This is a genomic window from Sphingobacterium sp. UME9 (assembly GCF_014170215.1).
GTDB classification, from domain to species: Bacteria; Bacteroidota; Bacteroidia; order Sphingobacteriales; family Sphingobacteriaceae; genus Sphingobacterium; species Sphingobacterium paramultivorum.
Genome location: NZ_LZZP01000005.1, coordinates 599,677 through 626,342 on the forward strand (window position 1 = coordinate 599,677; position 26,666 = coordinate 626,342).

Consider the following 26,666-nt stretch of genomic DNA (forward strand, 5'->3'; position numbering starts at 1 on the left):
TTTATTTTTAGCATTAAACGCCGTTTGCAGCGGTATCAATGAATATCATGACACAATATCAAACTTTGCTGTACTATTGTTACAGCCCTATCGAGGATGGCGAAAAATTTGCATCAGATCACTTAGAATTTTGTAAATCACTGGATCTAGTCGGTCGTATCATCGTAGCTGATGAAGGTCTTAATGGGACTGTTTCAGGCACTGTTGAGGCCTGTAAAAGCTATATGGATGCTATCTATGCCGATGGTCGTTTCAACAAAACAGAGTTCAAAATTGACGCTGTAGATGAACCGTCATTCATTAAAATGCATTGTCGCTACAAAGCCGAAATCGTTCACTCTGGCTTGAGAGATCCAAAAGAAATTGACCCCAACCGTCAAACCGGTGTGCACCTTGAGCCGAAAGATTTTTTAGCCATGAAGGACCAAGAGGATGTGGTTGTATTGGATGTACGCTCAAATTACGAGCACAATGTTGGTCATTTTAAAAATGCTGTCACCCTAGATATTGACAATTTCCGCGAGTTTCCAGAGAAAATAAAAGAGCTCGAACAATTTAGAGGAAAAAAAATATTAACATACTGCACAGGGGGCATCAAATGTGAGAAGGCATCTGCTCTTTTGTTAAAAGAAGGCTTCGAGGATGTTTATCAATTACATGGCGGAATTATCAAATACGGAAAGGAAGCTGGTGGCGAAGATTTCGAAGGCCAATGCTACGTCTTCGACAATCGTGTTACTGTCGATGTAAATTCTGTCAACCCATCTGTGGTATCGACTTGTTTTAACTGTGGCAAGCAAACCACTAAAATGATCAATTGTGCCAACCCAACTTGTAATGAACATTTCACACAATGTGACGAATGCGGCTGGGAGATGGACGGATGCTGTTCGCCAGCATGTAAAGAAAACCCCAATAAACGTGAATATGACGGAACAGGATATTATGTCAAGGTACCTCAACCCGTCAATATTGACAAAATCAGCAAAAGAAAACATAAAAATTTCCCACCGAAAGTATCGGTCGAAGATTAATACGAATTGGACAAAAGTGATGAGGTCGGAAGTATGTAACTTCCGACCTCATCACTTTTAGGATCTGCGTCATCTTAGCTTAATCTCATACGAGCTTTTTATCAGGACAAATAATAGCTTAACACAGCTTACTTCCCAAACATACCAGCGATCGAATCAAGAATATTTCCCTTCGCCTGTCCATCGTTATTTTTATCAAAAAAACTGCCTGCCAATCCACCCAGCATGTCCGTAATATTACTCCCTGCTGCTGGCTGCTCAGTCCCTTGCGTTTGTTCTTCTTGGCTACCGCCTAAAAAAGAGCCTAAAATACCACCTAACATACCACCACCTGCATTTTGTGATGTTCCGCCACCTAGTACAGAACCGATTAGGTCACCAATCCCCCCACCACTCGAAGCTTGCTTTTGTTGTCCTAGATACCCCATTACGATTGGAGCAAGTGTGGCCAGTACGCCTGTCACTTGAGAAGAGCTCAAGCCCGCTTTATCCGCAATATTCTGTGTTACGACTTCAGTATTTTGGCCAAACATATGGTTGACAATTTTATTGCCATCTTCAGATCCACTCTGCTCCGCTCCTCCTTGCCCAAAGAAATCTCCAATTTTATCAAGTATGCCACTATTGCTATGCTGGTCAATGGCATTGTCAATATTTTCCGCCTGGCCTTTGTTTTTCGCATTGTAATTCAATGCTGCAATCATCAAAGGAACTGCCGCCGCTACTATCCATTTTGCTTTAGATTCACTGACACCAGTAATTTTTGAAATAGTCTCTATCGCTTTAGAGCCTACTCCACCTGTAACTAAATCTGTTAAGTTCATAAGTCTTCGTTTATAGTTATATAATGAAGATAATAAAAATATGTTTTAGCTCTACCAATATTTAGCTAACGGCATGCCATCTATACCATAAATAAAGGGGCCGCAGCTCCTTTATTTATATCGTTTATTGTTCAATTTTAGTTGACAATTCATTTTCGATTTCACTCAGCGTAGAAGCCTTGGTCATCTCTATATTATTCTGAGACCGTGCAGATGTCCATCTCGCTAATGACGTATTATATACCCCTCCCAAACTCACAAAATAACCCACATCAGCTGTATTATATTTTAGAAAGATATTATTGGTTCCCGCCATAAAAAACGGTTGCGACTTTAAAGATAGTGGATCGATAACATCGTAAAAATCATTATTTGTAATACGATAACCTTTCGTTCCATCCGTCAATGCACCGCCCCCTGAGATATACATAACATCTACCGGTTTTGTTGCTTCCGTCACCGTTGTGGTATTAAATACGGCGATACCAAATGCGTTACCACTATTCGCCATAAGTCCACCGGTTTTGGTTCCTATACCATCAAAACCATCTTTTGCAACGTAATCATAATTTACGACCCATTTTGCATTAGAAATATCCGTTGAGCTTGAGCCATTGATCAATTTATATTTTCCACCTACATAGAAATACTGTCCCTTTGTAACAGTTCCAGAAGTAATATTCAGCTTATAGGTCCGCATTCCTCCGGTTGCCCAACCTTTTGCAGGAACACCTGTCGGCGTAGATGCATTGGCATTATTACTGACAATGACAGCATAGGGTGTCTTCGAGAAGTCAATATCTTCAATTGCCAGAAGCTGAATATATTCATAATTCCCATCCCCACCTTTTACGTCGCTGGCAAAACCTGAAATAGCCGCAGGGGTGTGTTCAATCACCGAACTCAGCTCCTGAATATCCGATTCTTTACGTAACACCTCATAAGGAATTAGTTTACCTTCAGCATCCTGTTTACTAAAGATCACTCCAAAATAATTCGCCAAAACACTTAAATTTCTCTTGGCAAATTTCGCGGATGACTTAGTCTCCAAATTTAAATTACCAAACCCATCATTCAGAGTTTTCTGCCCTTCTAGAATATCTCCGGCTACAGGCAATGGGTTAAAACCGCCCTTTACGATCGCAACCAACGTACTTTCATATTTATCTGGATTTGCCAAAATATCTTTTGCAGTCACTCGATTATTGGGGATTGGCTTATCCGAAGCGATTTTTACAATACTTGATTCAGCAACGTTTTTCAGTTGAAGAATACCATTTTCCCTGGTTAGTTCGCTACCAACAATATTGATTTCCAAGGAATCCCCTATCACGTAATTTTCCGCGGCCTTCCCCAAGGGGATCGTTATACCGCGCAACTGTCGTAGGCGTCTTCGGTCCTGTATGACCAAGTAGCCATCAGGAAAGTTTCCCTCCCGATGATCGGAAACAACAACACCAGCAATTGTTGTAGATCCATCCAAATTATCTTGATTGATTTGTACAGGTTGTCCTTTATAAATGTTCCTGACGTCAAAAATTCCGATATACGAACTAACTACCCCACCTGGATAATTTCCGTCTTTGCTACAAGAGCCGAGAGCTAGTGCGCTCATGAATCCTGTTATTATGTAAAAAATATATTTTTTCATTATCTACGCATTAAAATTATAAAAGCCATTATCGTCTCTGCCACCATACTTTCGTATTAATCTCATCAGCACCTTGCTGTGCGATAGCTAGCTTATAGTTTGTTGGATTTGCCGATTGGACATAAATTGGATACTTCAAACGGGCAGGCATCTCCCCGCCATTTTTTAAGCCAGTTCCCTTTGGCAACAAAGGATAGCCTGTCCTCCGAAATTCAAACCATTGCTGACAGTCTACAAATAATAGCGCATAATACTTCTGTAGATGAATCATTTCCATCTTTTTCTCAAAACTGTAGCTTTCGTCCCAATTTATATCGCCATTATTTAAGTAATCCTCGATAGATTCGGTATAAGTCGGAAGCCAAGTTGTAATACCTTTCATAACACCGTCTTTGTAAAGATCACCCGCCTTATCCGTATAGAATCCTTTCAATGCGAGTTCCGCTTTGATAAACTGCAATTCTGCACAATTCATAATCATTCCTGTCAACGGTTCATTCATCATTGTCTTTACGGGAAGGTTATTCACCGTTTGATCATACGAATAGAAATAGGACTGACGCTCCCACCCCTCACCAGCAGCATAACCACTTGGAATACCGACAAAATTTCCACTCACCGGTGCAATTCCCAAACGATTCACACCATTTGAACCATATGTAGGAATGTTAATCCGTGGATCATTCCAAGCAACCAGATGATCAATAAAATAATTTGCTAAAGATGCTTGGCGAAAGTCCTGTGCTCTAACATCCATGAATGGAGAAATCAAGGGTGACATACCCGTCCAGCGCAGAATAGCCGAATCATCATTACTTGACATAACGGGATAAGAAGATGCATTATCAACTAGAATGTCATTAATTTTTGAACGAACAAATGTAGCAACTGCCGGATCTGATTGTCCGGAAGCCCTGAGTAATAACCGTAAAAATAACGAATTTCCAAACTTGCGCCATTTGCTAACATTTCCATTGTAAATGGGATCATATTCTCCTTTGATTGCCGTATTTTTTGACAACAATACATTGGCAGAATCTAATTTATTAAAGAAATCTAAATAAATTTCCTTTTGTGTATCGAACTTAGGTTCTAAGATGTCTTCGCCCAATCCTCTTAAGGATTCCGAGTAAGGAATATCGCCATAAGTATCGGTCAAAATAGAAAATCCCCAAGTCTGCATAATTAAAGATATCCCACGGTAGGATGCATTATCATTGATACCACCATCCGCTAATTTGTAAATTTCTTTCACATTTTTCAGTTCTGGATAGATGGAATTCCAGGGACCATCGGAAACCGTATTACGTATATCATAACGGAATATGCGATACTCACCATCACTTATACTGACCGTTATCTGCATCAACTCATTATTTAATGAGCGATTACGAGACATATTAGACGCAACAAGATCCCTAAATGCAGGCTGCATTAATTGATATGGATAAGCGTTTACACTGTTATTTGGATTTGTATTAATGTCTTCAAAATTTTTATCGCACGATTGCAAAAACGTTGCAATCGCAATTAGGATCATGCCTATGAAATTGAAAGATTGTTTCATTGTCTATAATGTTAAAAGCCTACAACTAAGTTAAAACCGTAAGTTCTCGTAGAAGGGAATTGAGCAATTTCAAATCCTTTGACAATATCTGTCCCCGACAACGTACCAAATTCCGGATCAAAGTTTGGCCAGTTTGACCAAATCACAAGATTTCTTCCATAAACACCAACTGAGGCCTTTTGTAATTTCAAGCGGTTAACAAAAGCTTTTGAAAATGAGTAATCAAATCGAGCTTCCCTAAACTTGATAAAGTTTGTAGAAAAGGTACTTCCTTCCGCATTATCCTGCCCGTAATGAGAGCGGTAATATTCATCCACATTGGTTGCAATGATATCATTTTTACGATAAGTACCGTCCGGATTTTGCACGACACCATTTCCGATAATTCCACTATAACGTCCTGGTAGGGTATTTTTTGTTTTTCCTTGTTCGGCCAATTTATAATGCGTCAAGGAATGGGCAACCCCACCAAATTGTGCATCAAACAATAAATTCAGTCGGAAACCTTTATATCTAAATTCATTACCTAAACTTACTTTTCCTTTAGGAATTGTATTCCCTAAGTAAACCACATCATCGGTCAACAAAGCTACACCGCTTTTACTATCATAAATAATTTGTCCATCTGGAGATCTTTTATAACCAATACCATATAAATCGCCCATTGACCCACCTACTTTTGCCACTAACTGACCACCTGCTACAGGTCCTGTCTGAAGAATCATAGCCGAGTCGGCCAAGGACATAATTTTGTTCTGATTCGTAGAGAATGTCGCGAATACTTTCCAATTAAACCCATCTTTAATTTTAATTGGAGTACCATCCATGGCCAATTCTATCCCTTTATTTCTAACCTCCCCTGCATTGACAACTTTCTGCCTACCACCGGTAGAAGCATCAATAGTCCTTCTCAGTTGTTGATCCCGTGTATTACTCTGATAAACAGCAACATCAAAACCAAATCTATCCTTAAACATACGCACCTCTGTACCAAATTCGATGGATTGTGTACGTAACGGTTGTAAGTAAGGATTTACAATCAATGTTGGAACCTGTAGCCCGCCAGGATATTGGCCACCAGCATTTTCATAAGAAAAATCAATTATATAAGGATCATTGCCACCACTTCCCACACCTGAAATCGAGCCCCGCAGTTTCGCATAATTAATAGCCTTTGGCAATTTCCATAATTCTGAAGCGATTAAACTTGCATTTAAGGATGGGTAAGTAAAATATTTTTTCTTATCTGGTGCCATTGCAGACGCCAATGTACTTGCCCAGTCAATACGATAAGTCCCGTCTAAATATAAAAAGTTCTTATAGGCTGCGGTAAAAAGTCCATAGACACCATTTCTTTGCACATGACTTTTATAAGGTAAGTTAAGAATAGGTCCTTTTGCATTGGCCATTACATAAACTCCTGGATAAGTGAGAGAGTCTGCACGCATTTCATCTTTATGATAACGATTATCATTCGTACTACCACCAACTGTTCCAGACACTTTCCAATCTTTGTTTATCTCATTTTCATATTTTAATAAGAAATCCAAATTAGTTTCCCGTGATGAAATGGACTGGGTTCGGTAACTACCATAAGGCATTTTTGCCCCCGCATCGTAAGGCCTTTTTTGTTCCCTATTCTCATAAGCCATGTCCAAAGAACTTCGCAACATCAAATTCCAATGTTTATTAAACTGATAATTGGCTTGAACATTCCCCGTTACCCCCTGGCGATCAGTACCATTGATAAACTCTCGAGATATAGCATACGGATTTTCAGGATAGGAAGAAAATGGATACTTGATTTTCTGTCCCTCTGCCCCTTGCACCCAATAATCCTTCAACCAATTCATATCCGCATTTGGCTGCCAAAAAATAAACCAATACATCAAAGACTGGTTTCCATATCCAGCTCCGGGCAGATTATCAGACCATTTATTCGTATAATTTACCTTCGCATTGATCTGAAGCTTATCGCTTACTTTTGAATTGACAGACAACGCTACGGTGTTCCTTTTATAACCCGTATTTGGAACGATCCAGGTATTATTTACATTGGTCGCTGAAAACCGGGCTGATGTTTTATCTGTTCCACCGTCTATACTCACCGAATTGGTGAATGTTTTTCCGACATCAAAAAAAGACTTCAAGTTATTATACGGACGCCAAAGCGTCCGTTCCGTTCCGACTTTTTGTGTAACCGGATCGTATTGGTAGAAATATTGACCATCAAATTTCGGTCCATAGGAGGAACTTGTCCCAGAAGTGCTCGTACCATCTTCTGTTGTACCATAAGAATAATAATCAGCACCATCCAATCCCTGTCCATATTCATACTGTAAATCGGGCATACGGTTAATGGCTTCAAGCGAAGTATTGGAATTTACTGTAACCCCGATACCTTTTTTACCTTTTGCACCAGACTTAGTTGTGATCATAATAGCCCCATTTGCACCACGTTGTCCATACAAGGCCGCAGCACTGGCCCCTTTTAGCACCGTTATATTTTCTATATCCTCCGGATTGAGATCATCTATACCCGACCCGTAGTCAGCAGGCATATTATCGGATCCTGTACCATAAGCACTTTCACCGGAATTTGCCGTCTTACGTCCGCTTCCTTCATTTACAACGACACCATCGACAACGATCAATGCCCCAGGGTCTCCATTCAAATTCGTCTCACCTCTTAAAATAATTTTGGTAGAGCCCGTAGGACCAGCATTTGAACGCATTAAATTCAATCCAGCCACTTTTCCCGACAACGCGTCACTCCAGTTATTGGAAAGCGCATCAGTTAATTGTTCGCCTTTCACGACTGTTGTCGCATACCCTAACTCTCTCTCTTGCCTTTTAATCCCCAATGCAGTGACCACAACCTCATCAAGTGCTTCAGATGTTGGATTTAATCCAATATGGACATTGCCTTGAGCGGCCTCGTAAGTACGCGTCTGGGCCTCATAACCGATCATCTGAAAACGGATTTCCCCCCCTACTTCTATATCTACCTCAAAATTACCATTCCGATCCGTAGCACCCTTCGTCACTCCACCTGAAAGTATCGATACTGAAGCCAGTGGCTCCTTGGTTTTATTATCGACAACTTTTCCTTTGATTTTAATCTTCCCTTGATTAAAATAATGAAAAACGCCGTGGCCCTGTTCTAACGGAACTGCTGCCCCAGCTACATCCATATTGCAGGCAATTGCTAATGCCGCAAATAGCACTTTCGAGGAGGAGTGCCTCAGATTAATTTGGATAGGGTTAATACTAAACATAGTTATTGGTGTAAATTGTTAATTTTCAATTTGGCACAAAAATATATCCCTAACAAAAAGTTTGCTTTAACTTAATGTTTTCTTTTTGTTAACAATTATTTCGAATAGTATTTCTTTTCGTCACACTATTACGATTTAAAATTTTAATAAAATGCCTTGAAGTCCATTAAAAAAGGGTTTTCATGCATTAGGCACGCTTTTGAAGCGCTGTTTCCTTGGTTATTTTTTATTTTCAAATCGAAAATAATTAATAATATTTAAAAAACGAAATAAATCGAAATTATTTAAATATCGATTAAACAAAAAAGAGCCCCCAAAAAAAGACTCTTAAATTAATTGAAAACCAATAAAATACAGCAAAAAATAATGCAATCACTAAAAACAAAAAAAGTCTAAACTTTCGTTTAGACTTTCTATTATGAAATAAACCTATTCGTTATCGTTTTTCGAAACTCCATTTCACATAATTAATGTTCTTGTCATCAGCTAAATACTTCCGCTCGTAGTATGTTTTAATGGATAATACGTTATCCACCAAGTCTGAATGGTAAAGATCCGTCGTTTCTTTATATTTTTTCAAATGCTGTAAATCGATCTGCTCCAGTGTGTAAGCATAGAAACCATCGTTATCTGTTTTCAAATTCATCATCCCCTCAGGTTTCATAATGATTTTATAACGATCTAAAAACTTTGGCCCCGTCAATCGTTTCTTTTCACGACTATCTTGCGGTTGCGGATCCGGAAAGGTAATCCAGATTTCATCAATTTCATTTTCAGCAAAATGTTCAAGGATAGTCTCAATTTGTATCCGAAGAAAAGCAACATTCCGAATTCCATCTTCCAAAGCTGTCTTGGCTCCACGCCAAATACGATTGCCTTTAAAATCGATACCGATGAAATTTTTCTCCGGAAACAATCTCGCTAGATTAACAGTATACTCACCTTTACCACAAGCAAGCTCCAAAACAACTGGATTATTGTTACCAAATTGCTTCTCAGCCCATTTTCCTTTATATTCTTTGCCTGCGTCGAGTTGGATTACATTTTCAAAAGTAGCAACTTCAGCAAATTTACGTAGTTTGTCCTTTCCCATTTTTTAATAAATATCCGGCAAAAATAACCTTATATTCCCGCTAAAAAAAATAAATCTGAGGGACAGCACCAATACCGCCAATTGCGGAACAATCTGAAGTCCGATAGCACACACATGAATGAATAAATCGCCCTCATAGCGGCGAATTATATTGCATATAAAAAGCAATTTATCTAAGTTTGCAGGAATCAATAACTTATCGTGGAGAAAGACGCTAAAATTTATATAGCAGGCCATCGTGGAATGGTCGGATCGGCAATTCATCGCAAATTATCGGAACTTGGGTACAACAATATAGTCACACGCACATCTTCCGAATTAGATTTGCGCAACCAGCAAGCGGTCGCTGATTTTTTCGATCAGGAAAAACCTGACTATGTTTTCTTAGCAGCAGCCAAAGTTGGAGGGATCATGGCGAACAACACCTATCGCGCAGATTTTATCTACGAGAATATGGCTATACAGAATAACGTCATCAAATCTTCCTACGATAATAAGGTTAAAAAATTAATGTTCTTAGGTTCAAGCTGTATCTATCCAAAAATGGCACCACAACCTTTGAACGAAGATATGCTACTTACGGGCATACTGGAACCTACAAATGAGCCCTACGCAATCGCTAAAATCGCCGGAATAAAAATGGCAGAAGCTTTTCGAGATCAGTATGGATGCAATTATATCTCCGTTATGCCAACGAATCTTTACGGAATTAACGACAATTACCATCCGCAAAACTCACATGTCTTACCGGCCTTGATCAGAAGATTTCATGAAGCTAAAATCAATCAGCTCCCTGAAGTTATTATCTGGGGAACAGGAACCCCCTTACGGGAATTTCTCTTTTCCGATGACCTGGCAGATGCCTGCGTATTTTTAATGAATAATTATGACGAGAAACAATTTGTCAACATTGGCATTGGCGAAGATCTAAGCATTAAGGACCTTGCCGAATTGATTAAAGACGTTATTGGTTACAAGGGAACTATTTCCTTCGACAGTTCCAAACCAGATGGAACACCACGAAAACTCATGGATGTCTCAAAACTGCACGCACTGGGTTGGAAACATCAAATTAACCTCCGGGAAGGCATCCAACTAGCTTATGCGGATTTTTTGGAAAAAGAAGCAAACGCTTCCGAATAAATCCAACACGATCGCATTAGTAGGTTTCGCTATAGGAAGGAATTCCGTACTCGTTAACCTCATCCTTGATAACCGCATTTTCAGCTTGGGCAGCTTTATTTTTCTTCTTTTTGGGACGAATAAACTGTGTTAACTTGCTAAGGAGACCACTGATTTTATCTTGATTGATCTGGCCGACAGCACGCTCTGACAATAGCAACATCAACGCTTTCTTAAAAACACCGGTATTTTTTAGGAACAACCTATTCATCACAAAAGGCACGCCGATACGTAAGGTCTTCGTTAGCCAATCGGAATCTGGATTGCTACTTTTAGAGAACAACTGCTGGACAATATTTACCCCCGGTATATTATCTTTTAATGTATTGAAAAAGCGAATTGGGGCCTCTATTTTATTGTTGAGTAAGGTAAATTGAGTCTTAAGATAGACTTCTTGCTCATTCTTAAGGGCTTTCAAACGAGAAATCTCAGCCTTAAGCTCTTGTAGGTTACGTATTTTCGTATGTTTATTGTTCATTTGTAGCCCTTTCTCTATCAAGTTTTTCCTTCTGTAGATCTTCTTCCTCCTCCTCAATCTCATCGTTCCATTTAGCCAAAAAACGGCGGATAGAAAGATCCATAAATTTGGACTCTAACATCGGCTCAAAAACCCGTATTAAGATAATAATCACCAAGAAAATACCCGCTGTCGCCAAAAAGCCCAAGGAATAACTCCCCAGTAATTCTCCGAGCCAAAAACCCAGTGCCAGGCATAAAAAAAACAGGACAAATAACGTGAATATCAGCTTTGTCGCATCAACCACAAGGCTAGCGATCAATCGAGAAGAACGCTCAATTGTCTTTAATTTGACAAGCTTAAACTGGGAGTCAATGTACTCTTTGGTTTTTTGAAAAGTACCACTAAGTGAAAATTTTTCTTCTTCCATGCATCTTAAAATTATTCAGGCTATTTCAATGTCTAGTTTATAAAACGAATCCTGTTTCGGCCCAACGCCCGCAACTTCAATCCTCTATCCTAAAAAGAAAGGTGTTATCGTAAAAATCTATCCTAGAAATAGCCTGATGATATGTATTCTACACCAATTATTCATACGAATAATTTGCGAACTATGCATGTTCGATGATATCATCATCTAGCACTTCTTCGGTCTGATTTAATTTTCCTTTTAATGTAGAAACAATTTTCTCTTTAAAATCATTCAATTGATCGAATTGTTCTTCCGCTCTCTCACGAATAGCATCACTCAAATCGCTTAATGAATCATTGATTTTATCTCTCGTATCCGACCCCTTGTCTGGAGCAAATAAAACTCCCAAAGCTGCACCTGCAGCAAGACCCGCTAACAACGCCAAAGCTACTTTACTTGTGTCATTCATTTCTTTTTCGTTTTAAAGTTCTAATTCTATTACGATGAATCTAGTCCTCGTTAATAATACAATTAACAGAGCAAATCGTTTGCCAAACGCGGCATTTAATCCATTATTTACAAGAAACTATATCTTCCAATATAATCATTTTTTGATAAACTTCGATTGACTTTCAATAATTCACCAAACAATTATTAACCCGTTCAGTTTTTTAGTATCTTTAAATCAACCCATTATAAAAATTATGCTAAATAAAACCTATTGCAGTGCTGTCTATGGAATCAATGCCTGCACAATTACCGTTGAGGTAATCGTATCTACAGGCCTACATTATTATATTGTAGGATTGCCTGACAATGCTGTAAAAGAAAGCTTAAGACGTGTCGAAAGTGCCATTACTTCCTGTCAACTTCACATGCCACGTCAAAAGATTGTTGTCAACTTGGCACCTGCAGACCTTCGCAAAGAAGGTTCCAGTTACGACCTATCAATCGCAATCGGCATATTGGCCTCCTCCGGGCAAATGACAAATGAGCTTCTGGCAGATTATCTCATTTTAGGAGAACTATCATTAGACGGAAGCATTAAGCCCATCCGCGGTATTTTACCCATCACCTTACAAGCCCTGAAAGAAGGCTTTAAAGGGCTTATTTTACCACAAGAGAACGCAAAAGAGGCCGCTATTGTCAGGGGAGTCGATGTTATCGGAGTAGAGAATCTCAGCCAAGTTGTCGATTTCCTAAATCATAAGCTGAAAATTGAACCAACAAAAGTTGATATTCAAACTTTCTTTCATACCGATACAGCGAATTACGATGTCGATTTCTCGGATGTTCAAGGACAGGAGAATATTAAAAGGGCACTGGAAATTGCCGCTGCAGGCGGTCATAATCTTATTTTAATAGGTCCCCCAGGCGCAGGAAAAACTATGTTGGCCAAAAGATTACCGACGATACTTCCACCCCTCAACATGACTGAATCATTAGAAACCACCAAAATACACTCTGTATCTGGAAACCTGAAGACCAAGGAGTCTCTCTTGACTACACGGCCATTTCGCTCTCCGCATCATACCATATCCGACGTCGCCATGGTAGGTGGGGGCTCCAATCCGCTGCCTGGTGAAATCTCACTAGCACATCATGGCGTACTGTTTTTGGATGAATTACCGGAATTCAAACGCAGTGTACTCGAGGTCATGCGGCAGCCTCTCGAATCGCGACAGATTACCATATCAAGGGCAAAACTTACGGTGGATTATCCGGCTAGTTTCATGCTGGTAGCGGCCATGAACCCCTGAAGTTGTGTGGACTTGTTTGTTTAGAGGACAAAGGAAGATGGGAAACACCAATATTAATAGTGTCCTGTCCTATGGTTATATATTCGGTAATCGTTTCAACAAGAGCTCGCTTTTGTGGGAAAAGCATTCTCGGCCAATCGTTATATAGTTTCTTAGCTCCTTGTAACACATAATCACTTGACGTAAGTTGAACCCGTTTCAAGTCTATATCTGCTTGTAATTTCGGATTAGATTGATCCAATTGTTGAACTTGTGTGACAAGTGGTTGGTATAATTCTGCAAAATGTTCTTTGTCGAGCTCGCTCCTAAGAGGAACCAATTCATCCATTTTCTTTCTTATTTGAGCCCGTTTTTTTACTGCCGCTGCATATAGCCTTTCTGTTTCTCTTAGTTCTGCTTCAAGTTCTTCTATATATATTTGCGGATGTAAATCATTTAGGTACCCTTTAAGTAATCGATGATAAACTTCGTCCATATCTTTAACGGGAATATTGTTCTTGCATTTTTTGCATGTGAATTTTTTAACCGAACTTAGTACATACATCGAGGTACCACATTCACACTTCACGAATCCGGCGAGTAGATACTCTGATTTTCTTCCAACTCTTTTTCTTTTCTTTGCTTGTTCGTCAAGTATTGCATTGCACTTCTCCCATAATTCTTTATCAACGATGGGTGGACATGGGATTGTAATCCATTCATCTTCCGGTTTGATAACCCATTGCTTGCCCTCACCCAAACTTTTCGTATAGTTTGCAATGCGGAGACCTTTGGCGGTGGTATCACGTAACAGGCGATCTACAGTAGTGTCCGAGAAACGTGCGCCATTCCGAGTTCTATACCCCATTTGGTTCAAGGTATGAGCAGTTGTTTTCTTACGCTGACAATCCAAAAATATCTCGTACAACAACTTACGAACGGGTGCTTCTTTCTCGTCAATTACCAAAGTCTTATCCTGCCATTTGTATCCAAAACTTGCCTGTCCACCGAGAGGTTTACCCATCCGTGCCCGAATAGGTACAGAAGCAGCGACACGGCTGGAAATCTCCTCACGTTCCCATTCTGCCATTGCAGCAACAAGAGTAAAGAACAACCTCCCTGCCGGAGTGCTGGTATCTATCTGTTCTGCCAATGAAACTAAATCTGCTCCCTCTGTTCTAAAGATTTCTCCAAATTCTAAGAGCTCCTTAGTGTTTCGGGCAAGACGAGCAAGTTTGGAAAATACCAAACCTGATATACGCCCACTTCTTAAATCGCTAAGCATTCGTTGTGCTTCGGGATGGTTCATAACAGATTTACCCGATACGGCTTCAAGCCTATATACCTCGGCTACCTGCCAATCTCTCGATTCGGTATAATATCTTGCCCGTTGCTCATGATGCTCTGGACTATCGTCCTTAACCTGCATGTCGGTGGATACACGTATCCAAATACCAACTTGTTTTTTGTGTTTCATCATGTGGTGAATTGTTTTTGTTAGCTAAATATAACTAAAAAAGCGGTTATACACAACAAAAACCAGTCTTTTCAAGTCATTAGAAAGCGATATTTTTGATACAAAATATATCTATTTTTTGATCGGCTTTTTCATGATATTTTCAATAATACCACGTTTGATTCTTCTTTCTTCGTCTGTAACTTCAATGTATACTACAGTCACCCTATATCTTTTAACCGATTCTTTGGTAAGGGTAACTTTTCGGCCAAAAGTTACTTTCTTGTTGTCCTGATAATTTGCTTTTTCTATTGATTCAATTTGTGAGGTTTTTTCTTCGTTTTTCATCGGGGAGTGTCCTTTACGAGTGGTAGATTAAAACACCTTAAATGAAAAAGAGCCGCACATAATGGCGGCTCTAATAAAGATGTCGGTTAATGCTTCTAATAAAACTTTGGAATTTTTGGCCTTTGATGTTGTTACCTTTCTTTAGATATAACTTTATCAGTAGGTTAGGCTTATCTTCCCCTGCCTCGGCTTCTTGTAACTTCTTGGTCTTCTTCCCTTGTAGGGTTGAGCTCCCGATTTTTCTTACCGACGATTTGCTTTAAGACAAAGAATTGATGATTATCAAGTTTCCCCATATAAGCTTCTTGCAGCAAAGATTGATCTGCTTTACGGAGTTCATCCGGGGAAGTACAGTTGTTGATGGACTGGCGGATTTCTTCACCTATATGGGAAAGTGCTTGTTTTTGATGGCAAACATAAATATAGTTTGATTTAATGCCCCAAGCTGAACATTCAAGGGTATAATTAACGTCAAACTTTTCTGCGATTTCGCTTAAATCCCGTATTGGTGGGAATTGTTTTGAATCGAAATACAGCGTATTATCTTGTACAAGAATAGCTTCAAATGGCGGGCTGTCAATGGGCATTTGTTTAAAATGCGATAATATGTTTTCGCTGTTTTCTCCCTTGAAAACAACGACATTATAAACGTACGTATTCATATTTTAAGTCCGTTATCTTGATCTACCCCTTTTATTGTTATTATCGTCTACATCGGGGATTGTACCATATCTGATATTCTGAATTGTGGGCTTTACGTATTGTTCTTCTTTTAAACCAGAGGCCTTAATGATACTTTCGGGAATATTCGTGTTTAAAAGTTTATTCCCGTCCTTTAGCTTAGGCAGAATTTTGTCCTTAATCGTTTGTAGGACGGTTTGAGGGCCTTTAGGGTGAGCCAGAACGTTAACAAGTGGCAGGTTAAAACTAATAGCACCGTAGGATTGATCGGGTATTCCGTAAACTATCCCTTTTAACATTGTTTTATTCAATTTTGCGTTGAATTTAGCTGTTTCCTTTTTCTCGATGTATTTATTCAGTTGTTCATCGATATAATGTTCAAGATCCATATCAACCGAAAATGCATCCATGTATTTGTCGGCAGGGTATTCAATCGGTGGTAAACTCTTACAGTATTCCTCCGCTTGACGGATTAACTCACGTCCTTTTTCGTCTTTTGCATAATAATCGGTATTACCTCCATGCCCCTCATTTTTGGCATAGCCTGCGTGAACGCCATTTATATACAAATTAGCGGTAAAGGCTTCCGTTTCTTCACTAAGCTGGACACTGTGATAAATGCTCTTTAATTCGATTTTCATAATGAATTGATTAAATGATAAATTGTTGCCTGTTTTCTTTCGTTATAATTGACACGTTACAAAAACCCCTGACCCAATTAAGGATCAGGGGTGCGGGTGGTCTCTGGCTCAGATTAACCCGTTTATAAAGGATTGATAGAACGTTTCAAATGGCGCTTTTGGTTTATGTGTTCGGATACCCGAACGGATACCGGATATTTTTTCAAAACGGCTTAATGAAAAAATGCTTATTGGAATACGGTATTTCTTTTTGTTGTAATAAAACTCTCCGTGGTCATCGGCCAGACGAAACCTTGCGTTTTTACCGAGTTGCCACGTTGCCACTTTGCAATCAGCTACACGGCCACTTATTCCGCTATCGAATACGGCATGAATTTTAGCGTTCGGGAATAGGTTTTTAAGCCAAGTAAACTGGTCTTTAGTTGGCAGTAAACCCAAAGAAGCAAATGCACTCAAACAGGGCGGATTAACCCAATTGGAGTGATAATGGCAAAAGCACAACAGATCGCTTGCTGAATGACCGATAAAAAGATGGGTGACGGATACAGGTAAGCCGTCCGTCACCAACCACATCCCTTTACAGACAGGGATACGGACACCGTTTTCACTCCAATGTTCTTGGGCCAATACCTGATTTTCCAATGTATAAGGAAACTGAATGTTATCCTCGACTATATTGATATGTGGTGCAAAGAAGTTCCGTACTTCGGACTTCAATCGGAGAAATACCATTACCTCGCAACGCCACGTCCGTAGCTTCTGCTTTCCTGTTTATCACGAAGATTTAGCACGAGGTCTTGAACGGTTTTCTCATTGCCTTTGTCATTTTGTTTTTTATCGGCCATCATTATATCTGTCAATGCGCGGTTATATCCCTCACTATATCCCTCGCTCTGCGGTTCAAACCTACCTTTTAGGTTATTGATACCTCGGAAAACCAAGTAAGATATACCGCCGTCCAAAAGCACCGATAGGATGAGCCGTTTTCGGTCTGAACGGATACCCTTGTTGTCAGTCGCCGAATGCTGGATTTTCGTTCCATCTGTGAGTTCTACCACCTCACCGTTGCGGAAAGCCTCCTGTTGCTTTTCCGAAAGTTCTTCGCCGTTTACTCGGATTGGGGCCTGCACTTCTTCGGGTTCATACGCCACAAATTCCCTTGTTAGGTCGTCATATTCAATGATGACTTTTTTCTTTTTGTTACCGTCAATCTCCTGTTCCTTACTGACTACGTGCTGTTCTCCTGCGATCAAGGCTTTTTCCTCGTCATCGCTCAATAATGGATGCCATTGTGGTTCTCGGTAAATGGGATGTATGTTTAGCTGGACATCGCCGAGCTCATTCCGGCTAAGGGATAGCTTTGCATCCAGTTGGCGGATGGCAAGCCCGTCGATGTTCAGACCTGCCATGCTCAACATATCGGTTCTTCTTCCTGCAAGCAGGGCATCGATATTCTCCGGACTGATGCTGAACCCTCCGTCTTTGTAAAGCCCCAATTTTTCAAGTTCATTTAGGGGCATTTCATTTTCGTTGATGGGATATTTCATGATGTAATTGTTTGTTAAGTTTTAGATCTTATCTTCTGATACCATAGGCGGCAACAGCCTCCTTTTCGGCATGTACCGGGCGGTGCAGGTCTTCACTTACCTTAACAGCATCGGGATGCTGTTTGGCGTGGAGCAGGGAACCGTATAACCGATCAGTTTTCGACAGTGGGAAAATATTTCCTGTAGTTAAGTCTTCCACACGCATACGGCCACGTTTCAGATGACCTTGCACTTTGTAGACGGTATTGTTATAAGCAATTTCATCACCTATGGACAGGCTGCTTTCTTTTGTCCTTTGTGATCTTGCGTCGGTCTGTACTTCGGCCTGAATATTTGCGGCAGCTTTGATCTCCCTTTTTTGCTCAAATGCCAAAAGGTAATTAAGGATTTTTTCCGCATCGGCAGCGGCGGCATGTATTTCAAAAGGTGTGTCACGCAATATCTGTATCCAACTGTCCACGTAAGCAACGTGCTGGCCCGGATCATGGCCTATGTTGAGTTCCTGACCGATAAGCATCGAAGCGATTTCGGCACGGAGTTCCTCGCGGGCATAACCCTCTGTGCCAAAACTGTCAACCATACTTCTGTCCAGACGGTCTTTATGTCCCGTCCAATGGCCGAGCTCATGGAGCAGGGTGGCATAATACTTATCCGATGCATCGAATTGTTCCCGCATGGGCATGGTGATACTGTCGAGTGCCGGACTGTAATAGGCTCGATCTCCTGATTTGTGGGTTATGTCTGCTCCCGAAGCCTGAATGATATTTTCCGCTCTTTGGATAGCGTCCCATTGGAATTGCTTTACTTCGGGTTTTACCAAAGCCTCTATGCCGTCGATCTGCTCGGCATTGAACACCCATGCACTGGTAATGATTGCCCTGTTCAGACCTACTTTGGCTTTTACGGGTTTACCCTTTTCATCCAAAATCGGTTTGCCCTGTTCATCTCTTTTGGTAACAAGTTCATGGGTTTTGACAAATTGGATCAAGGATGCTTTTTCGCCCTTTCGTACTTTCCAACCGTTTGTCGAAGCCTGATTGAACGTCATCCAACGCGGGTCTTCTCGGTCTGACGATAACAGCGACAGGCTGTTAATACCTTTGTAACGGTTACCCGTAATCGCATTATAGGGCAGTTCAAATGCTGGGCTATTGCTGTTCCACGGCTTCTGCCACGGTGCCGTACCCTGTTCAAGTTTCTTGATGATGTTCTCCGCAACTATTTCATGCAGGGATTTTGAATTTTTACTGCTCATCTTCGTCCACCTCCGGGGATTCGTCTTCCGGCCATTCGTCGGCGCATTCCACGCCATAAATGGCCGCTTCCGCGGGTGTTAGTCCAATGTCCTCACCACTGGCCAGAACACTTAATTTTTGTTGCAGTGATCTTAAATGATAGTCCATATTATTCGATGTTTAAGGATTGATCTGATTGTTCTCTTAACCTGTGCAGGAATTTCAAAGGGTCAAGGAATTTACCGTTGAATTTCACCGAAAAATGCAGGTGTTCTCCTGTCACCCTGCCAGTGCTTCCAGTGATGGCGATAGGTTGTCCAGCTATAATCGTATCACGCGGTGAAACGAGTATATGGGAAAGATGCCCGTAAATGGTTTCTACTTCGCCGTGTGCTATACGTATGTACTTGCCGAGCAACTTATGTTTTCCAATTTCTTTAACCCAACCGTCAAGTACATTGAAAACGGGATCGGAACGGGCAGCAAAGTCAACACCATTGTGAAAATCATATTTCCCTGTCACCGGGTGGGTGCGCCAACCAAAAGGCGAAGTAACCTTAAGGTGGGATAATGGTAGGGAAATTGAAAGTTGTGCTTTAGCTCCTACCGGAATGACAAAAACGAGCGATATAACGAATATTTTGGTAAGGGCTTTTTTTATCGTAATCATCTCGCCCTCCCTGTCTCTTGTTTCTCGTGGCTTTGTTGTTGGTCAACCGACCGTCGTAATTTCTCATGTAGCGGAATCGTGCTTATCGATAAAATCGTTTGGTTGCTTAATGCAATTTCAAGTGCCTGTGCAAGCGCGTTTATTGATCCGTTTCGCAAACGGTCATCAATTTCCATAAGGGTGACAAAATCTTTTTCGTCCAGTTTTTTGAAACTGTCCTTGACAAGAGTGTATAGTTCTTCTTGCGGCTTCAATACCAAAAGTGCATCCGTGGCGTAAAGACTTTTTTTGCCATCTCCAAAGGCTACGGTGATTTCATCTTTTTTTAGTCTTGTGTCTGTAATGACCCCTATTTGACTTTGGCGGAGATAGGGATCGTATGTCAATTGCGGGTTCACTAAAACCAATTGGCCATGTAATTCTTCCATAGTTTTATGTTTTAATTAAAAAAGGGTTCAGGTTTTTACTTCTTGAATACCGGGTTCATGGTACCCTTTGGTTGGAGAATTTGATCGTCATCGTTCATAGGAATAAATTTTTCGACTATTTCTTCAACTTCCCTGTTGATACGGAAAAAATTGTCCAATAGGATTTCTTCTTTTCGATCACCAAAGTCGTAATAGGTCGGCAGTTCCCGATAATTTGCTTCTTCTTTTTTGATGGCTTCCATGTCCAGATTGACACGGCAGTTTACCGCGGTGGTCTCGTATTTGCCCGTATAGGTTTCCATCGTATCACGGGCAACGATGCCGACAATTTCACCCGCTTTCAGTGATGCTATCTTTCCGGCGGGTATCAGCGGTTCAAGCTTTTCATTCAGGGACAGTGAGGTTTTCGTACGGTCGATGCTTAGGCTTTCTCCCGTCTGTTTGACCTTGCCAAACAAACGTTCCAGCCATTCTAACGTTTCTTTGCTCCTGACCGCACCGGACAGCACATTACCCATAATGGACGTGATGGTTTCGGCCGTTTCCTTGCCGTATTGTTGGCGTAACATAGGCAACTCCTGAAGCCCCAAAACGACCCCAGAAAAATTGGATCTGCTTTGTGCCACAAGTAGGTCAACACGGTGAATATAGAGGCTTGTGGCCTCATCCACCACTAAACCGATGGGTAAATTGCCTTTCGTATTGATAAGTTTTGTCACCCGATTAAGTACCACCGACAGGCAAGCGGAGTTGATGCTCTGGGTTCGCGGGTCATTGGCAAGCACCAGAACACCGGGGTGTTTGGGGTTGCTGACTTGAAGCTCAAAATCATCCGCACCGAAAACCCAAAACGTTTCTTTGGTGGCCATCCGGCTGATAAAGATTTTTAGCGTTCCAACTTGCCCCTCCAACTGATCGTACGATTTCGCCTTGTAGGCGGACAGGAACGGCGACAAAAGGGAAGCAAGCTCCCCATTACTGAACAGCACCGTAAAAATCTCTTCATACGACAGATTAAGAAAGGCAAGTACATGGGGCAGACTGGAATAGCGTCCATCTTGATAGCTACTGAAAAAGTAAATACAGGCGGCAAGGAAGTTGATCGCAGACTGTGTAAAGAATTGATCGCTACCACCGCTTTTGTCTCCCTTTTTCAACGCTTCAACGAGCGCTTCGGCAGTTTCCGAAGCATCTGCAAGGGTATTAAGATACTCCCGTTTCAAAGGGTTTACCCGTCGGCTCTTTTCGGGTTCATTGAGGTTGATAACGTGGAAGCGGTAATTCTTGCACCGACCGTTCTGCTTGGCAAGCAGGTAATGATAATAGGCAATCTTGCCGAGATCGGGGTATTTCAGATCGTATAGGCACATGGTGAACGAATTGGCCAGCATTTGGCGGATGATCGGCATGATGATCCCAAACGATTTTCCACTGCCCGGAACCCCGCAAAGAAGCAGGCCCCTAAAAATATTTTCAATTAAAATATACCCTCTACGGACTTTTCCTTTGTAATAGAACAAAGTCGGAATATTGATTGCATACGGGCTTACGACGGGTTCGGTCGGTTGCATAAAGGATTCTTCTTCGACGTTCCAGCGATCCTTTCCCAGATTGGAGCTTATGATCTTGGATACATTGTCCATTGCCATGTGTACCAAAATCGCACCCGCAAAAGCACTCGTGACATAGGCGAGGTCATACCAACCTACCGATTGCCATATCGGGGCTGCTTCACGTCCCTGCAACCATAGACCAGAAAAAAGGATGAGCATCCCCAATGCCAAAGGATATACGATCTGGGTCTTGGGATTAAGGTCTTTTTTCTTTCGGCTCAATGTTCCGACGGACACCAGACAGATCAGCACGAGTGTAAAGAGTTTGCTGTTTATCAGTTCGGCATAGAACGGCACCCTCGAAAGTCTCTCGGCAAACAGGAACAACCCGTTATTGGCTGTTCCTGTCAAGAGGAAGCTATCTACATAGAAAAACAGAAAGACTTCGAGGACAACGGATAGGTATATGCCAAATTGCAGGGAACGGTAAAGTCCCTGTTGCTCTTTGGTTTCTTCCATACATTATTTGATTTTCAAAGGCTGGAAGTCTGCCTTTCGGCGGTCTTCCATAAGTGTTTGTAATTAAAAAGCTGGACAAAACCGACTTAAAAGGTGTCGGCTTTCAGAATATCTCCATACTTTATTTTTAGGTTGACCGTACGACCAGAAATCTGTTTTTCGGTGAGCGTTACCCGAAGTACTTTACTGCCGGGAAAGGTGGCCTTTTTTAGTACGAACACATTGCGGTGTCTTTTCTTAAACTCCATCAACGGCTGGTATTGCCACAAGGGTTTAATCTCAACGGTCTGCACGTTCGTTGCTTTGGTGATCTTCTTGTCCTCAATGAAAAACCGGAGTTCATCCACATTGTAAGAAAGGTTTGAGGTATTGGTAAATGATACGTCAAGAAAAATATAATCGCCCAATGTGCTGATACCGTTAAGTACAATGCCTACACCGTATTCCTTTGTGCTTCGTACAGGATTGTGAACACTTTTTGTAAGCAAACCGAACGCAAGGTTTTTCATATTGCTACGGCTCAACCCGATTTCCGAAAGTTCCAAAGGTCGGGTGTGTTCCGGTTTGATTTCCAGCATGGCCGGAATGCTCTCGTCATTAACCCATAATGGGGCGGTTAGGCGGTATTGCGCCACGAAGTTATCGCCCACAATGGTAACCGTTCCAAGTTCATAATCGAGGTGTTCTGTCTGCGTGGTGTCCTCATTCAATTTGATCCGCAACACGTTTTCAAGGGGCAGGTCGCCCGATACATGGTGCGAAGCGATGTCAACGTACTGGATGGGTTCGGGTGAAAGGATATGCACCGTATGTCCACGGTGCAGGCTTAGTTCGGGAAGTGTTCCTAATCGGGTATCCGTAGCCTGTTGACTGTGTGCGGAATATCCGATACAACATAAAAGGAAAAGGATAAGAAAATGATGTTTCTTTTTCATGGTGAAATCTTAAAGTGGTTTTACTGTTTGTAGTTCTGTTGGTTTTGGCGGAGTGCCTGGGGATCGATGAGGTACACCATCGTATTGAATTTCAGTTTGGCCCTGTTCTTCCGTATATGCTTTGATACGGCGGTCGTTGTGGATTGGAACATCCGCTGAATGGCACTCATGACCAACTGGCTGTTGTTTTCGGCCTGTTGTTGCAGGGTAATTCCCTGTGTGGTGTTCCCGCCAAGCTCGCGGCTAAACTCCCTGAATGCTGACGCGGGCACGTACAGTCCGGGGGAACCGTCATTGTCGTAGATTTCGAGCCTCACGGGCAATATATTGTTTTCGTGCATAATGGAAGTGATAGTAAGCAACACCCGTTGTCCTGAAAAACCGGAAATCCTTGCAAATACGTGCGTACCTTTCTTAACGATGTGCTGGCCGACCAATAAGTCATCCATGAGCCGTATCCGTAGACGGGAATCGGCATAACCCGTTATGTTTTCGTCAATGATGGCCTGTATGAAAGTATTATCGCTTTCGGGGCGGATGGTGTTGAATGCTCCCTGACCTGTACCGTATTTGGAAACGGAAAGACGGGGCTGGTTTTCGAGTTCTTTTTTCGCCTCCTCCATGCGTTCACGTTCCTTGCGGGCAGCCTGTTCGTCGGGGTCGTTCGCCCTTGCCATACTGTCCGCATAGGCCATCTGTTTGCGGAAAAGTTCCATCGGATCGGTCTTGTCCGGTTCCGCTTTGGTCGGTTCGGGTTTTCGCTGTAATGAGGAAAGGGCCTGTTGCAATGCTCGGTCTTGATCGTCATTTTCCGAATCTCTATTAGCGGAAAAAGGTCGCTGATTTTTGAGCGCTCGCTCGATGGAATCAAGTCTGCGCTTTTCTTCCTCGTTATAGAGTTCATCGAAACGGAATTGTTCGGCTCTTTCTTCCTGTAACTGGCCTATTGCCGTATAGCCGTCACCACGGCGGTACTGTTCGCGGTAGGCGGCAAGTTTGTCGGATAGCGCACGGTTCTTCACGTCCTCCGATACTTCGGCAATCTGCCCCTGCAAGGGATCGCCCTCTTGTTGGGGTGCTTCTTCCTTTGCAAAACCTGTTTGGTAGACATAAAAAAACAGGCATAGAAAAGGCAGCACTATGAGGGGTAGCACATAGCGCGGTTGTCTGAAATTGATTTTCATGTTTGTTGGATTGTATTAGGGTGAATTATGGTGTTTGTTTGCTTCGGCCAGTCGCTTTTCGAGGATCTGCATCCTGTCGATGGCACTTTCCATCAGCAGGCTATCAGCGCTGTCCAAACTGTCCTTTTGCATAAGCGTGTCAAGGACGGTACGGATTTCAAGCAGTTCCTTTAAAGCTGAAACGGTGGTGACAATACCGCCCATTCCATCCATTAGGGGTTGTTGTACCGAAAGTTGTAAGGGTTCTTTCTTCGGTGTTTCCTTTGGGAGAAAAAGAAAGCAACTGGCGGAAACGAGGATGCTTACTACCATTGCAGAAAATACCGCCCGTGGCCGGGCTTCAAGAAACTGTTTGGCACGTGTGATGCTCCCATCGATGTACTTGCCAAACTCTTTGTAAAAAGCTGCCCACAACGTGGTATCAGGTGGTCGGTTAGAAGTTATTTTTTTGAACATAGCTGATGTCTTTGTTTTCGAGTGTTTTCCAGCGGGTTATCAGTACGCCGTGGCCATTGTTCTCCGTACGCATTTCAAGGTCCCGCAAATAGCCCTCGGTGACCAGCGAGCGTATTACGGTAGAGCTGCGCCGATCTATCGTCTGTTTGCCATAAAACTTAAAGTATTTCTTTACCGGATCGACATGGATGGAATCCGTCTGGATGGTGAGTACGGAGCTGGACGATAGAACGGAGTTAAAAAAGCCTTTTTCCCGTAGGTTGTTGTACTGCAATGCACCGGATTCATCGATCAGGTACATGGCTTTTTTCATCTGGTATTCGATAAACTTCTCGTCGGGCGCGAGCGTAAAGAACAGCGAATGAAAAAGGTTGATATGTGTACGGTATTCCACGGGCCTATTTACCTCTACGTCGGTTTGGCTTGCGGACATGGGTACATTATTAGCATCAAGTATATACACGGATTTCCGTGCATTGCCGACCTGTTTGTAGGCGAAAAAAGATACCGCCACCACCATGAGCAGGGCGGCGATCAGGCTTGCCCCTGCAATAAAAGTGGCAAGCCTGATCTTGGCTTCGATATTTTTTATTATCATGAAATGAAGTGTTTAAAAGGATTAAAACTTGGCGATTATCTTTCTTGCGGCACGGCCCATATTGGATGCTCCGCGTCCCATTGTGCTTGCGGCAGAGGTGATGCCGGATGTCGATACGATCCATGTACTGATACTCGGCACGGTGAGCATGGTCAATCCTCCGATCAGGAACGTCACGATGACGATGCCAAAACTTAAAATACCGTTGCCCGCAAACCAGCCCATTTTCTCCAATGTGTCGCCCGTACTTTCAAGGAGTTGTTGATACCTTGTGATCTCGGCTTCCATCGCATACTGTTGGAACAGGCTGGCTACGTGCATGACCAGATACGCAATTCCCGAATACAGGTTAACGGCGATAAACCGGGCTATCCACGTACCAAAGGAATCCCTAAATGCAGGCAGAATACTTACGGCAACACTAAACGGGCCTAATATGATAAGGATGGTCGAATAGATGATCTGGATAATGAATATGATATAAACGCAGATACGCAATATCCAAACGGCCAACGTTTCTAAGGTATAGGTCGCAAGTAGCTGTAACCCCACCTGCATACGGTTTTTAAGTTCAACGATTGGGTTCCACACCGAAGCAAATCCCTCCTTTACGGTTGAGGTGACTGCATCCCATGCCTGACCATACCACGTATCCGCTTCTTTTTCGGCAATCTCGGTTTCGGCCTGTATGGTGGTCAGTTGGTCGGCAACGTCCACCATGAGTTTTGCACGTTGCAGGCGTAGGTTGTTAACTTCGATCTGACCGCTGTCAAACAGGCTTTCCGTCTTGGCGGCCACGATGTCGGTTGGGTACGCAAGTACGCGGGTGAATGTTCCCCACCAGATAATGACCATGACCAGCCCGAACGGTCGTAACAAGGGCATGATTTCCATTTTTTTGTCGCCCGCCATCATTTCGTACGATTTGATGGCAAAGAATATGAGCATGAAAATGGCGGCGAGGGCCTGTGCATCGGTGATGAACGTGTCGAAGTGCGTCCATATCGTGTTTTTCATGCCTTTTAGAAAGTGCATAACACCCTCCTCATAGACACCGTTCCCTTGTAAAAAATTGAACGTGTCTTTAAAGGAATCGGGCACGTTTACAGGATTTCCCTGCAATAAAAAACGGGGCATTAGCCCCGTCATGTTCATAAAGTCCATAAAGTAATCTGATT

At 42.1% G+C, this 26,666-nt stretch carries 26 protein-coding genes and 1 pseudogene; 3 read left to right on the plus strand and 24 right to left on the minus strand.

The genetic code is table 11. The features are described 5' to 3' along the window. The first annotated feature begins 47 nt into the window (after nt 1-47). Nucleotides 48-1,034 carry a rhodanese-related sulfurtransferase gene (locus A9970_RS11015; RefSeq protein ID WP_182982296.1) on the plus strand — a complete coding sequence of 329 codons (987 nt, stop codon included), beginning with the start codon at nt 48-50 and terminating at the stop codon, nt 1,032-1,034. Nucleotides 1,035-1,162: 128 nt separating this feature from the next. Here A9970_RS11015 and A9970_RS11020 read toward each other — a convergent pair whose 3' ends face one another. From A9970_RS11020 to trmB, 5 genes are all read right to left on the minus strand, one after another. Beyond that, entirely contained in the window at nt 1,163-1,858 is a 696-nt protein-coding gene (locus A9970_RS11020; RefSeq protein ID WP_182982297.1) for a DUF937 domain-containing protein, read from the minus strand. 124 nt (nt 1,859-1,982) lie between these two features. Further along, nucleotides 1,983-3,473: a DUF5689 domain-containing protein gene (locus tag A9970_RS11025; RefSeq protein WP_259655370.1), complete on the minus strand. Its 1,491-nt coding sequence runs from the start codon at nt 3,471-3,473 to the stop codon at nt 1,983-1,985. A 64-nt stretch (nt 3,474-3,537) separates the two neighbouring features. After that, nucleotides 3,538-5,076, minus strand: a complete 1,539-nt coding sequence (locus A9970_RS11030) for a SusD/RagB family nutrient-binding outer membrane lipoprotein (protein ID WP_182982299.1) — start codon at nt 5,074-5,076, stop codon at nt 3,538-3,540. 11 nt (nt 5,077-5,087) lie between these two features. Then, entirely contained in the window at nt 5,088-8,354 is a 3,267-nt protein-coding gene (locus A9970_RS11035; protein ID WP_259655371.1) for a SusC/RagA family TonB-linked outer membrane protein, read from the minus strand. 436 nt (nt 8,355-8,790) lie between these two features. Further along, complete coding sequence (gene trmB / locus A9970_RS11040) at nt 8,791-9,447, minus strand: tRNA (guanosine(46)-N7)-methyltransferase TrmB (RefSeq protein WP_159727515.1); 657 nt, start codon at nt 9,445-9,447, stop codon at nt 8,791-8,793. A 201-nt stretch (nt 9,448-9,648) separates the two neighbouring features. Here trmB and A9970_RS11045 point away from each other — a divergent pair, with 201 nt between their 5' ends. Beyond that, entirely contained in the window at nt 9,649-10,590 is a 942-nt protein-coding gene (locus A9970_RS11045; protein ID WP_182982300.1) for a GDP-L-fucose synthase, read from the plus strand. A gap of 16 nt (nt 10,591-10,606) precedes the next feature. On the opposite strand, the gene A9970_RS11050 is transcribed toward A9970_RS11045, so the two are convergent. From A9970_RS11050 to A9970_RS11060, 3 genes are all read right to left on the minus strand, one after another. Continuing rightward, nucleotides 10,607-11,107: a hypothetical protein gene (locus A9970_RS11050; protein WP_075990247.1), complete on the minus strand. Its 501-nt coding sequence runs from the start codon at nt 11,105-11,107 to the stop codon at nt 10,607-10,609. Next, a complete protein-coding gene (locus A9970_RS11055) occupies nt 11,097-11,516 on the minus strand; it encodes a hypothetical protein (RefSeq protein ID WP_182982301.1) in 420 nt (139 codons plus the stop codon). Before A9970_RS11055 ends, A9970_RS11050 begins: the two co-directional genes overlap by 11 nt. Nucleotides 11,517-11,697: 181 nt before the next feature. Beyond that, the gene (locus A9970_RS11060) at nt 11,698-11,967 is read right to left on the minus strand and encodes a YtxH domain-containing protein (protein ID WP_075990249.1); all 270 of its coding nucleotides are present in this window, start codon (nt 11,965-11,967) and stop codon (nt 11,698-11,700) included. 235 nt (nt 11,968-12,202) lie between these two features. Here A9970_RS11060 and A9970_RS11065 point away from each other — a divergent pair. Further along, nucleotides 12,203-13,255 (plus strand): annotated as a pseudogene (locus tag A9970_RS11065) (YifB family Mg chelatase-like AAA ATPase); the annotation flags it as partial. On the opposite strand, the gene A9970_RS11070 reads toward A9970_RS11065, so the two are convergent. From A9970_RS11070 to A9970_RS11145, 16 genes are all read right to left on the minus strand, one after another. Next, entirely contained in the window at nt 13,230-14,717 is a 1,488-nt protein-coding gene (locus tag A9970_RS11070) for a recombinase family protein (protein WP_182982303.1), read from the minus strand. The pseudogene A9970_RS11065 and the gene A9970_RS11070 sit on opposite strands and share 26 nt — an antisense overlap. Before the next feature lie 108 nt (nt 14,718-14,825). Next, nucleotides 14,826-15,041 (minus strand): hypothetical protein, encoded by a 216-nt coding sequence (locus A9970_RS11075; protein ID WP_182982304.1) that lies wholly within the window; start codon nt 15,039-15,041, stop codon nt 14,826-14,828. Nucleotides 15,042-15,211: 170 nt separating this feature from the next. Further along, complete coding sequence (locus A9970_RS11080; RefSeq protein ID WP_182982305.1) at nt 15,212-15,703, minus strand: hypothetical protein; 492 nt, start codon at nt 15,701-15,703, stop codon at nt 15,212-15,214. 12 nt (nt 15,704-15,715) lie between these two features. Next, nucleotides 15,716-16,363 (minus strand): hypothetical protein, encoded by a 648-nt coding sequence (locus A9970_RS11085; protein WP_182982306.1) that lies wholly within the window; start codon nt 16,361-16,363, stop codon nt 15,716-15,718. A 108-nt stretch (nt 16,364-16,471) separates the two neighbouring features. Continuing rightward, a complete protein-coding gene (locus A9970_RS11090) occupies nt 16,472-17,080 on the minus strand; it encodes a hypothetical protein (RefSeq protein WP_182982307.1) in 609 nt (202 codons plus the stop codon). 14 nt (nt 17,081-17,094) lie between these two features. Continuing rightward, complete coding sequence (locus A9970_RS11095) at nt 17,095-17,910, minus strand: DUF4099 domain-containing protein (protein WP_182982308.1); 816 nt, start codon at nt 17,908-17,910, stop codon at nt 17,095-17,097. A gap of 28 nt (nt 17,911-17,938) precedes the next feature. Beyond that, entirely contained in the window at nt 17,939-19,165 is a 1,227-nt protein-coding gene (locus tag A9970_RS11100) for an ArdC family protein (protein WP_182982309.1), read from the minus strand. Next, nucleotides 19,155-19,313, minus strand: coding sequence for a hypothetical protein (locus A9970_RS11105; RefSeq protein WP_182982310.1), 159 nt, complete (start codon nt 19,311-19,313; stop codon nt 19,155-19,157). The genes A9970_RS11100 and A9970_RS11105 overlap by 11 nt, the downstream gene beginning before the upstream one ends. A 1-nt stretch (nt 19,314) precedes the next feature. After that, on the minus strand, nt 19,315-19,815 hold the full coding sequence (locus A9970_RS11110) for a M23 family metallopeptidase (RefSeq protein ID WP_182982311.1): 501 nt from the start codon (nt 19,813-19,815) through the stop codon (nt 19,315-19,317). Further along, nucleotides 19,812-20,243, minus strand: a complete 432-nt coding sequence (locus A9970_RS11115) for a hypothetical protein (RefSeq protein ID WP_182982312.1) — start codon at nt 20,241-20,243, stop codon at nt 19,812-19,814. The genes A9970_RS11110 and A9970_RS11115 overlap by 4 nt, the downstream gene beginning before the upstream one ends. A gap of 35 nt (nt 20,244-20,278) precedes the next feature. Beyond that, on the minus strand, nt 20,279-22,315 hold the full coding sequence (locus A9970_RS11120) for a type IV secretory system conjugative DNA transfer family protein (RefSeq protein WP_182982313.1): 2,037 nt from the start codon (nt 22,313-22,315) through the stop codon (nt 20,279-20,281). Between the two features lie 86 nt (nt 22,316-22,401). Beyond that, nucleotides 22,402-23,250: a conjugative transposon protein TraN gene (gene traN, locus A9970_RS11125; protein ID WP_182982314.1), complete on the minus strand. Its 849-nt coding sequence runs from the start codon at nt 23,248-23,250 to the stop codon at nt 22,402-22,404. Between the two features lie 20 nt (nt 23,251-23,270). Continuing rightward, complete coding sequence (gene traM, locus A9970_RS11130) at nt 23,271-24,434, minus strand: conjugative transposon protein TraM (RefSeq protein WP_182982315.1); 1,164 nt, start codon at nt 24,432-24,434, stop codon at nt 23,271-23,273. A gap of 15 nt (nt 24,435-24,449) precedes the next feature. Further along, the gene (locus A9970_RS11135; protein ID WP_182982316.1) at nt 24,450-24,890 is read right to left on the minus strand and encodes a hypothetical protein; all 441 of its coding nucleotides are present in this window, start codon (nt 24,888-24,890) and stop codon (nt 24,450-24,452) included. Further along, nucleotides 24,868-25,488 (minus strand): conjugative transposon protein TraK, encoded by a 621-nt coding sequence (gene traK, locus A9970_RS11140; protein ID WP_148908905.1) that lies wholly within the window; start codon nt 25,486-25,488, stop codon nt 24,868-24,870. Before traK ends, A9970_RS11135 begins: the two co-directional genes overlap by 23 nt. A gap of 21 nt (nt 25,489-25,509) precedes the next feature. Beyond that, on the minus strand, nt 25,510-26,652 hold the full coding sequence (locus tag A9970_RS11145) for a plasmid transfer protein (protein ID WP_310889283.1): 1,143 nt from the start codon (nt 26,650-26,652) through the stop codon (nt 25,510-25,512). Nucleotides 26,653-26,666 lie beyond the last annotated feature (14 nt).

Bases quoted from the DNA above. Each gene is read 5' to 3' on its own strand.
- A9970_RS11015 (WP_182982296.1), top strand. From the start codon at position 48: ATGACACAATATCAAACTTTGCTGTACTATTGTTACAGCCCTATCGAG.
- A9970_RS11020 (WP_182982297.1), bottom strand. From the start codon at position 1,858: ATGAACTTAACAGATTTAGTTACAGGTGGAGTAGGCTCTAAAGCGATA.
- A9970_RS11025 (WP_259655370.1), bottom strand. From the start codon at position 3,473: ATGAGCGCACTAGCTCTCGGCTCTTGTAGCAAAGACGGAAATTATCCA.
- A9970_RS11030 (WP_182982299.1), bottom strand. From the start codon at position 5,076: ATGAAACAATCTTTCAATTTCATAGGCATGATCCTAATTGCGATTGCA.
- A9970_RS11035 (WP_259655371.1), bottom strand. From the start codon at position 8,354: ATGTTTAGTATTAACCCTATCCAAATTAATCTGAGGCACTCCTCCTCG.
- trmB (WP_159727515.1), bottom strand. From the start codon at position 9,447: ATGGGAAAGGACAAACTACGTAAATTTGCTGAAGTTGCTACTTTTGAA.
- A9970_RS11050 (WP_075990247.1), bottom strand. From the start codon at position 11,107: ATGAACAATAAACATACGAAAATACGTAACCTACAAGAGCTTAAGGCT.
- A9970_RS11055 (WP_182982301.1), bottom strand. From the start codon at position 11,516: ATGGAAGAAGAAAAATTTTCACTTAGTGGTACTTTTCAAAAAACCAAA.
- A9970_RS11060 (WP_075990249.1), bottom strand. From the start codon at position 11,967: ATGAATGACACAAGTAAAGTAGCTTTGGCGTTGTTAGCGGGTCTTGCT.
- A9970_RS11070 (WP_182982303.1), bottom strand. From the start codon at position 14,717: ATGATGAAACACAAAAAACAAGTTGGTATTTGGATACGTGTATCCACC.
- A9970_RS11075 (WP_182982304.1), bottom strand. From the start codon at position 15,041: ATGAAAAACGAAGAAAAAACCTCACAAATTGAATCAATAGAAAAAGCA.
- A9970_RS11080 (WP_182982305.1), bottom strand. From the start codon at position 15,703: ATGAATACGTACGTTTATAATGTCGTTGTTTTCAAGGGAGAAAACAGC.
- A9970_RS11085 (WP_182982306.1), bottom strand. From the start codon at position 16,363: ATGAAAATCGAATTAAAGAGCATTTATCACAGTGTCCAGCTTAGTGAA.
- A9970_RS11095 (WP_182982308.1), bottom strand. From the start codon at position 17,910: ATGAAATATCCCATCAACGAAAATGAAATGCCCCTAAATGAACTTGAA.
- A9970_RS11100 (WP_182982309.1), bottom strand. From the start codon at position 19,165: ATGAGCAGTAAAAATTCAAAATCCCTGCATGAAATAGTTGCGGAGAAC.
- A9970_RS11105 (WP_182982310.1), bottom strand. From the start codon at position 19,313: ATGGACTATCATTTAAGATCACTGCAACAAAAATTAAGTGTTCTGGCC.
- A9970_RS11110 (WP_182982311.1), bottom strand. From the start codon at position 19,815: ATGATTACGATAAAAAAAGCCCTTACCAAAATATTCGTTATATCGCTC.
- A9970_RS11115 (WP_182982312.1), bottom strand. From the start codon at position 20,243: ATGGAAGAATTACATGGCCAATTGGTTTTAGTGAACCCGCAATTGACA.
- A9970_RS11120 (WP_182982313.1), bottom strand. From the start codon at position 22,315: ATGGAAGAAACCAAAGAGCAACAGGGACTTTACCGTTCCCTGCAATTT.
- traN (WP_182982314.1), bottom strand. From the start codon at position 23,250: ATGAAAAAGAAACATCATTTTCTTATCCTTTTCCTTTTATGTTGTATC.
- traM (WP_182982315.1), bottom strand. From the start codon at position 24,434: ATGAAAATCAATTTCAGACAACCGCGCTATGTGCTACCCCTCATAGTG.
- A9970_RS11135 (WP_182982316.1), bottom strand. From the start codon at position 24,890: ATGTTCAAAAAAATAACTTCTAACCGACCACCTGATACCACGTTGTGG.
- traK (WP_148908905.1), bottom strand. From the start codon at position 25,488: ATGATAATAAAAAATATCGAAGCCAAGATCAGGCTTGCCACTTTTATT.
- A9970_RS11145 (WP_310889283.1), bottom strand. From the start codon at position 26,652: ATGGACTTTATGAACATGACGGGGCTAATGCCCCGTTTTTTATTGCAG.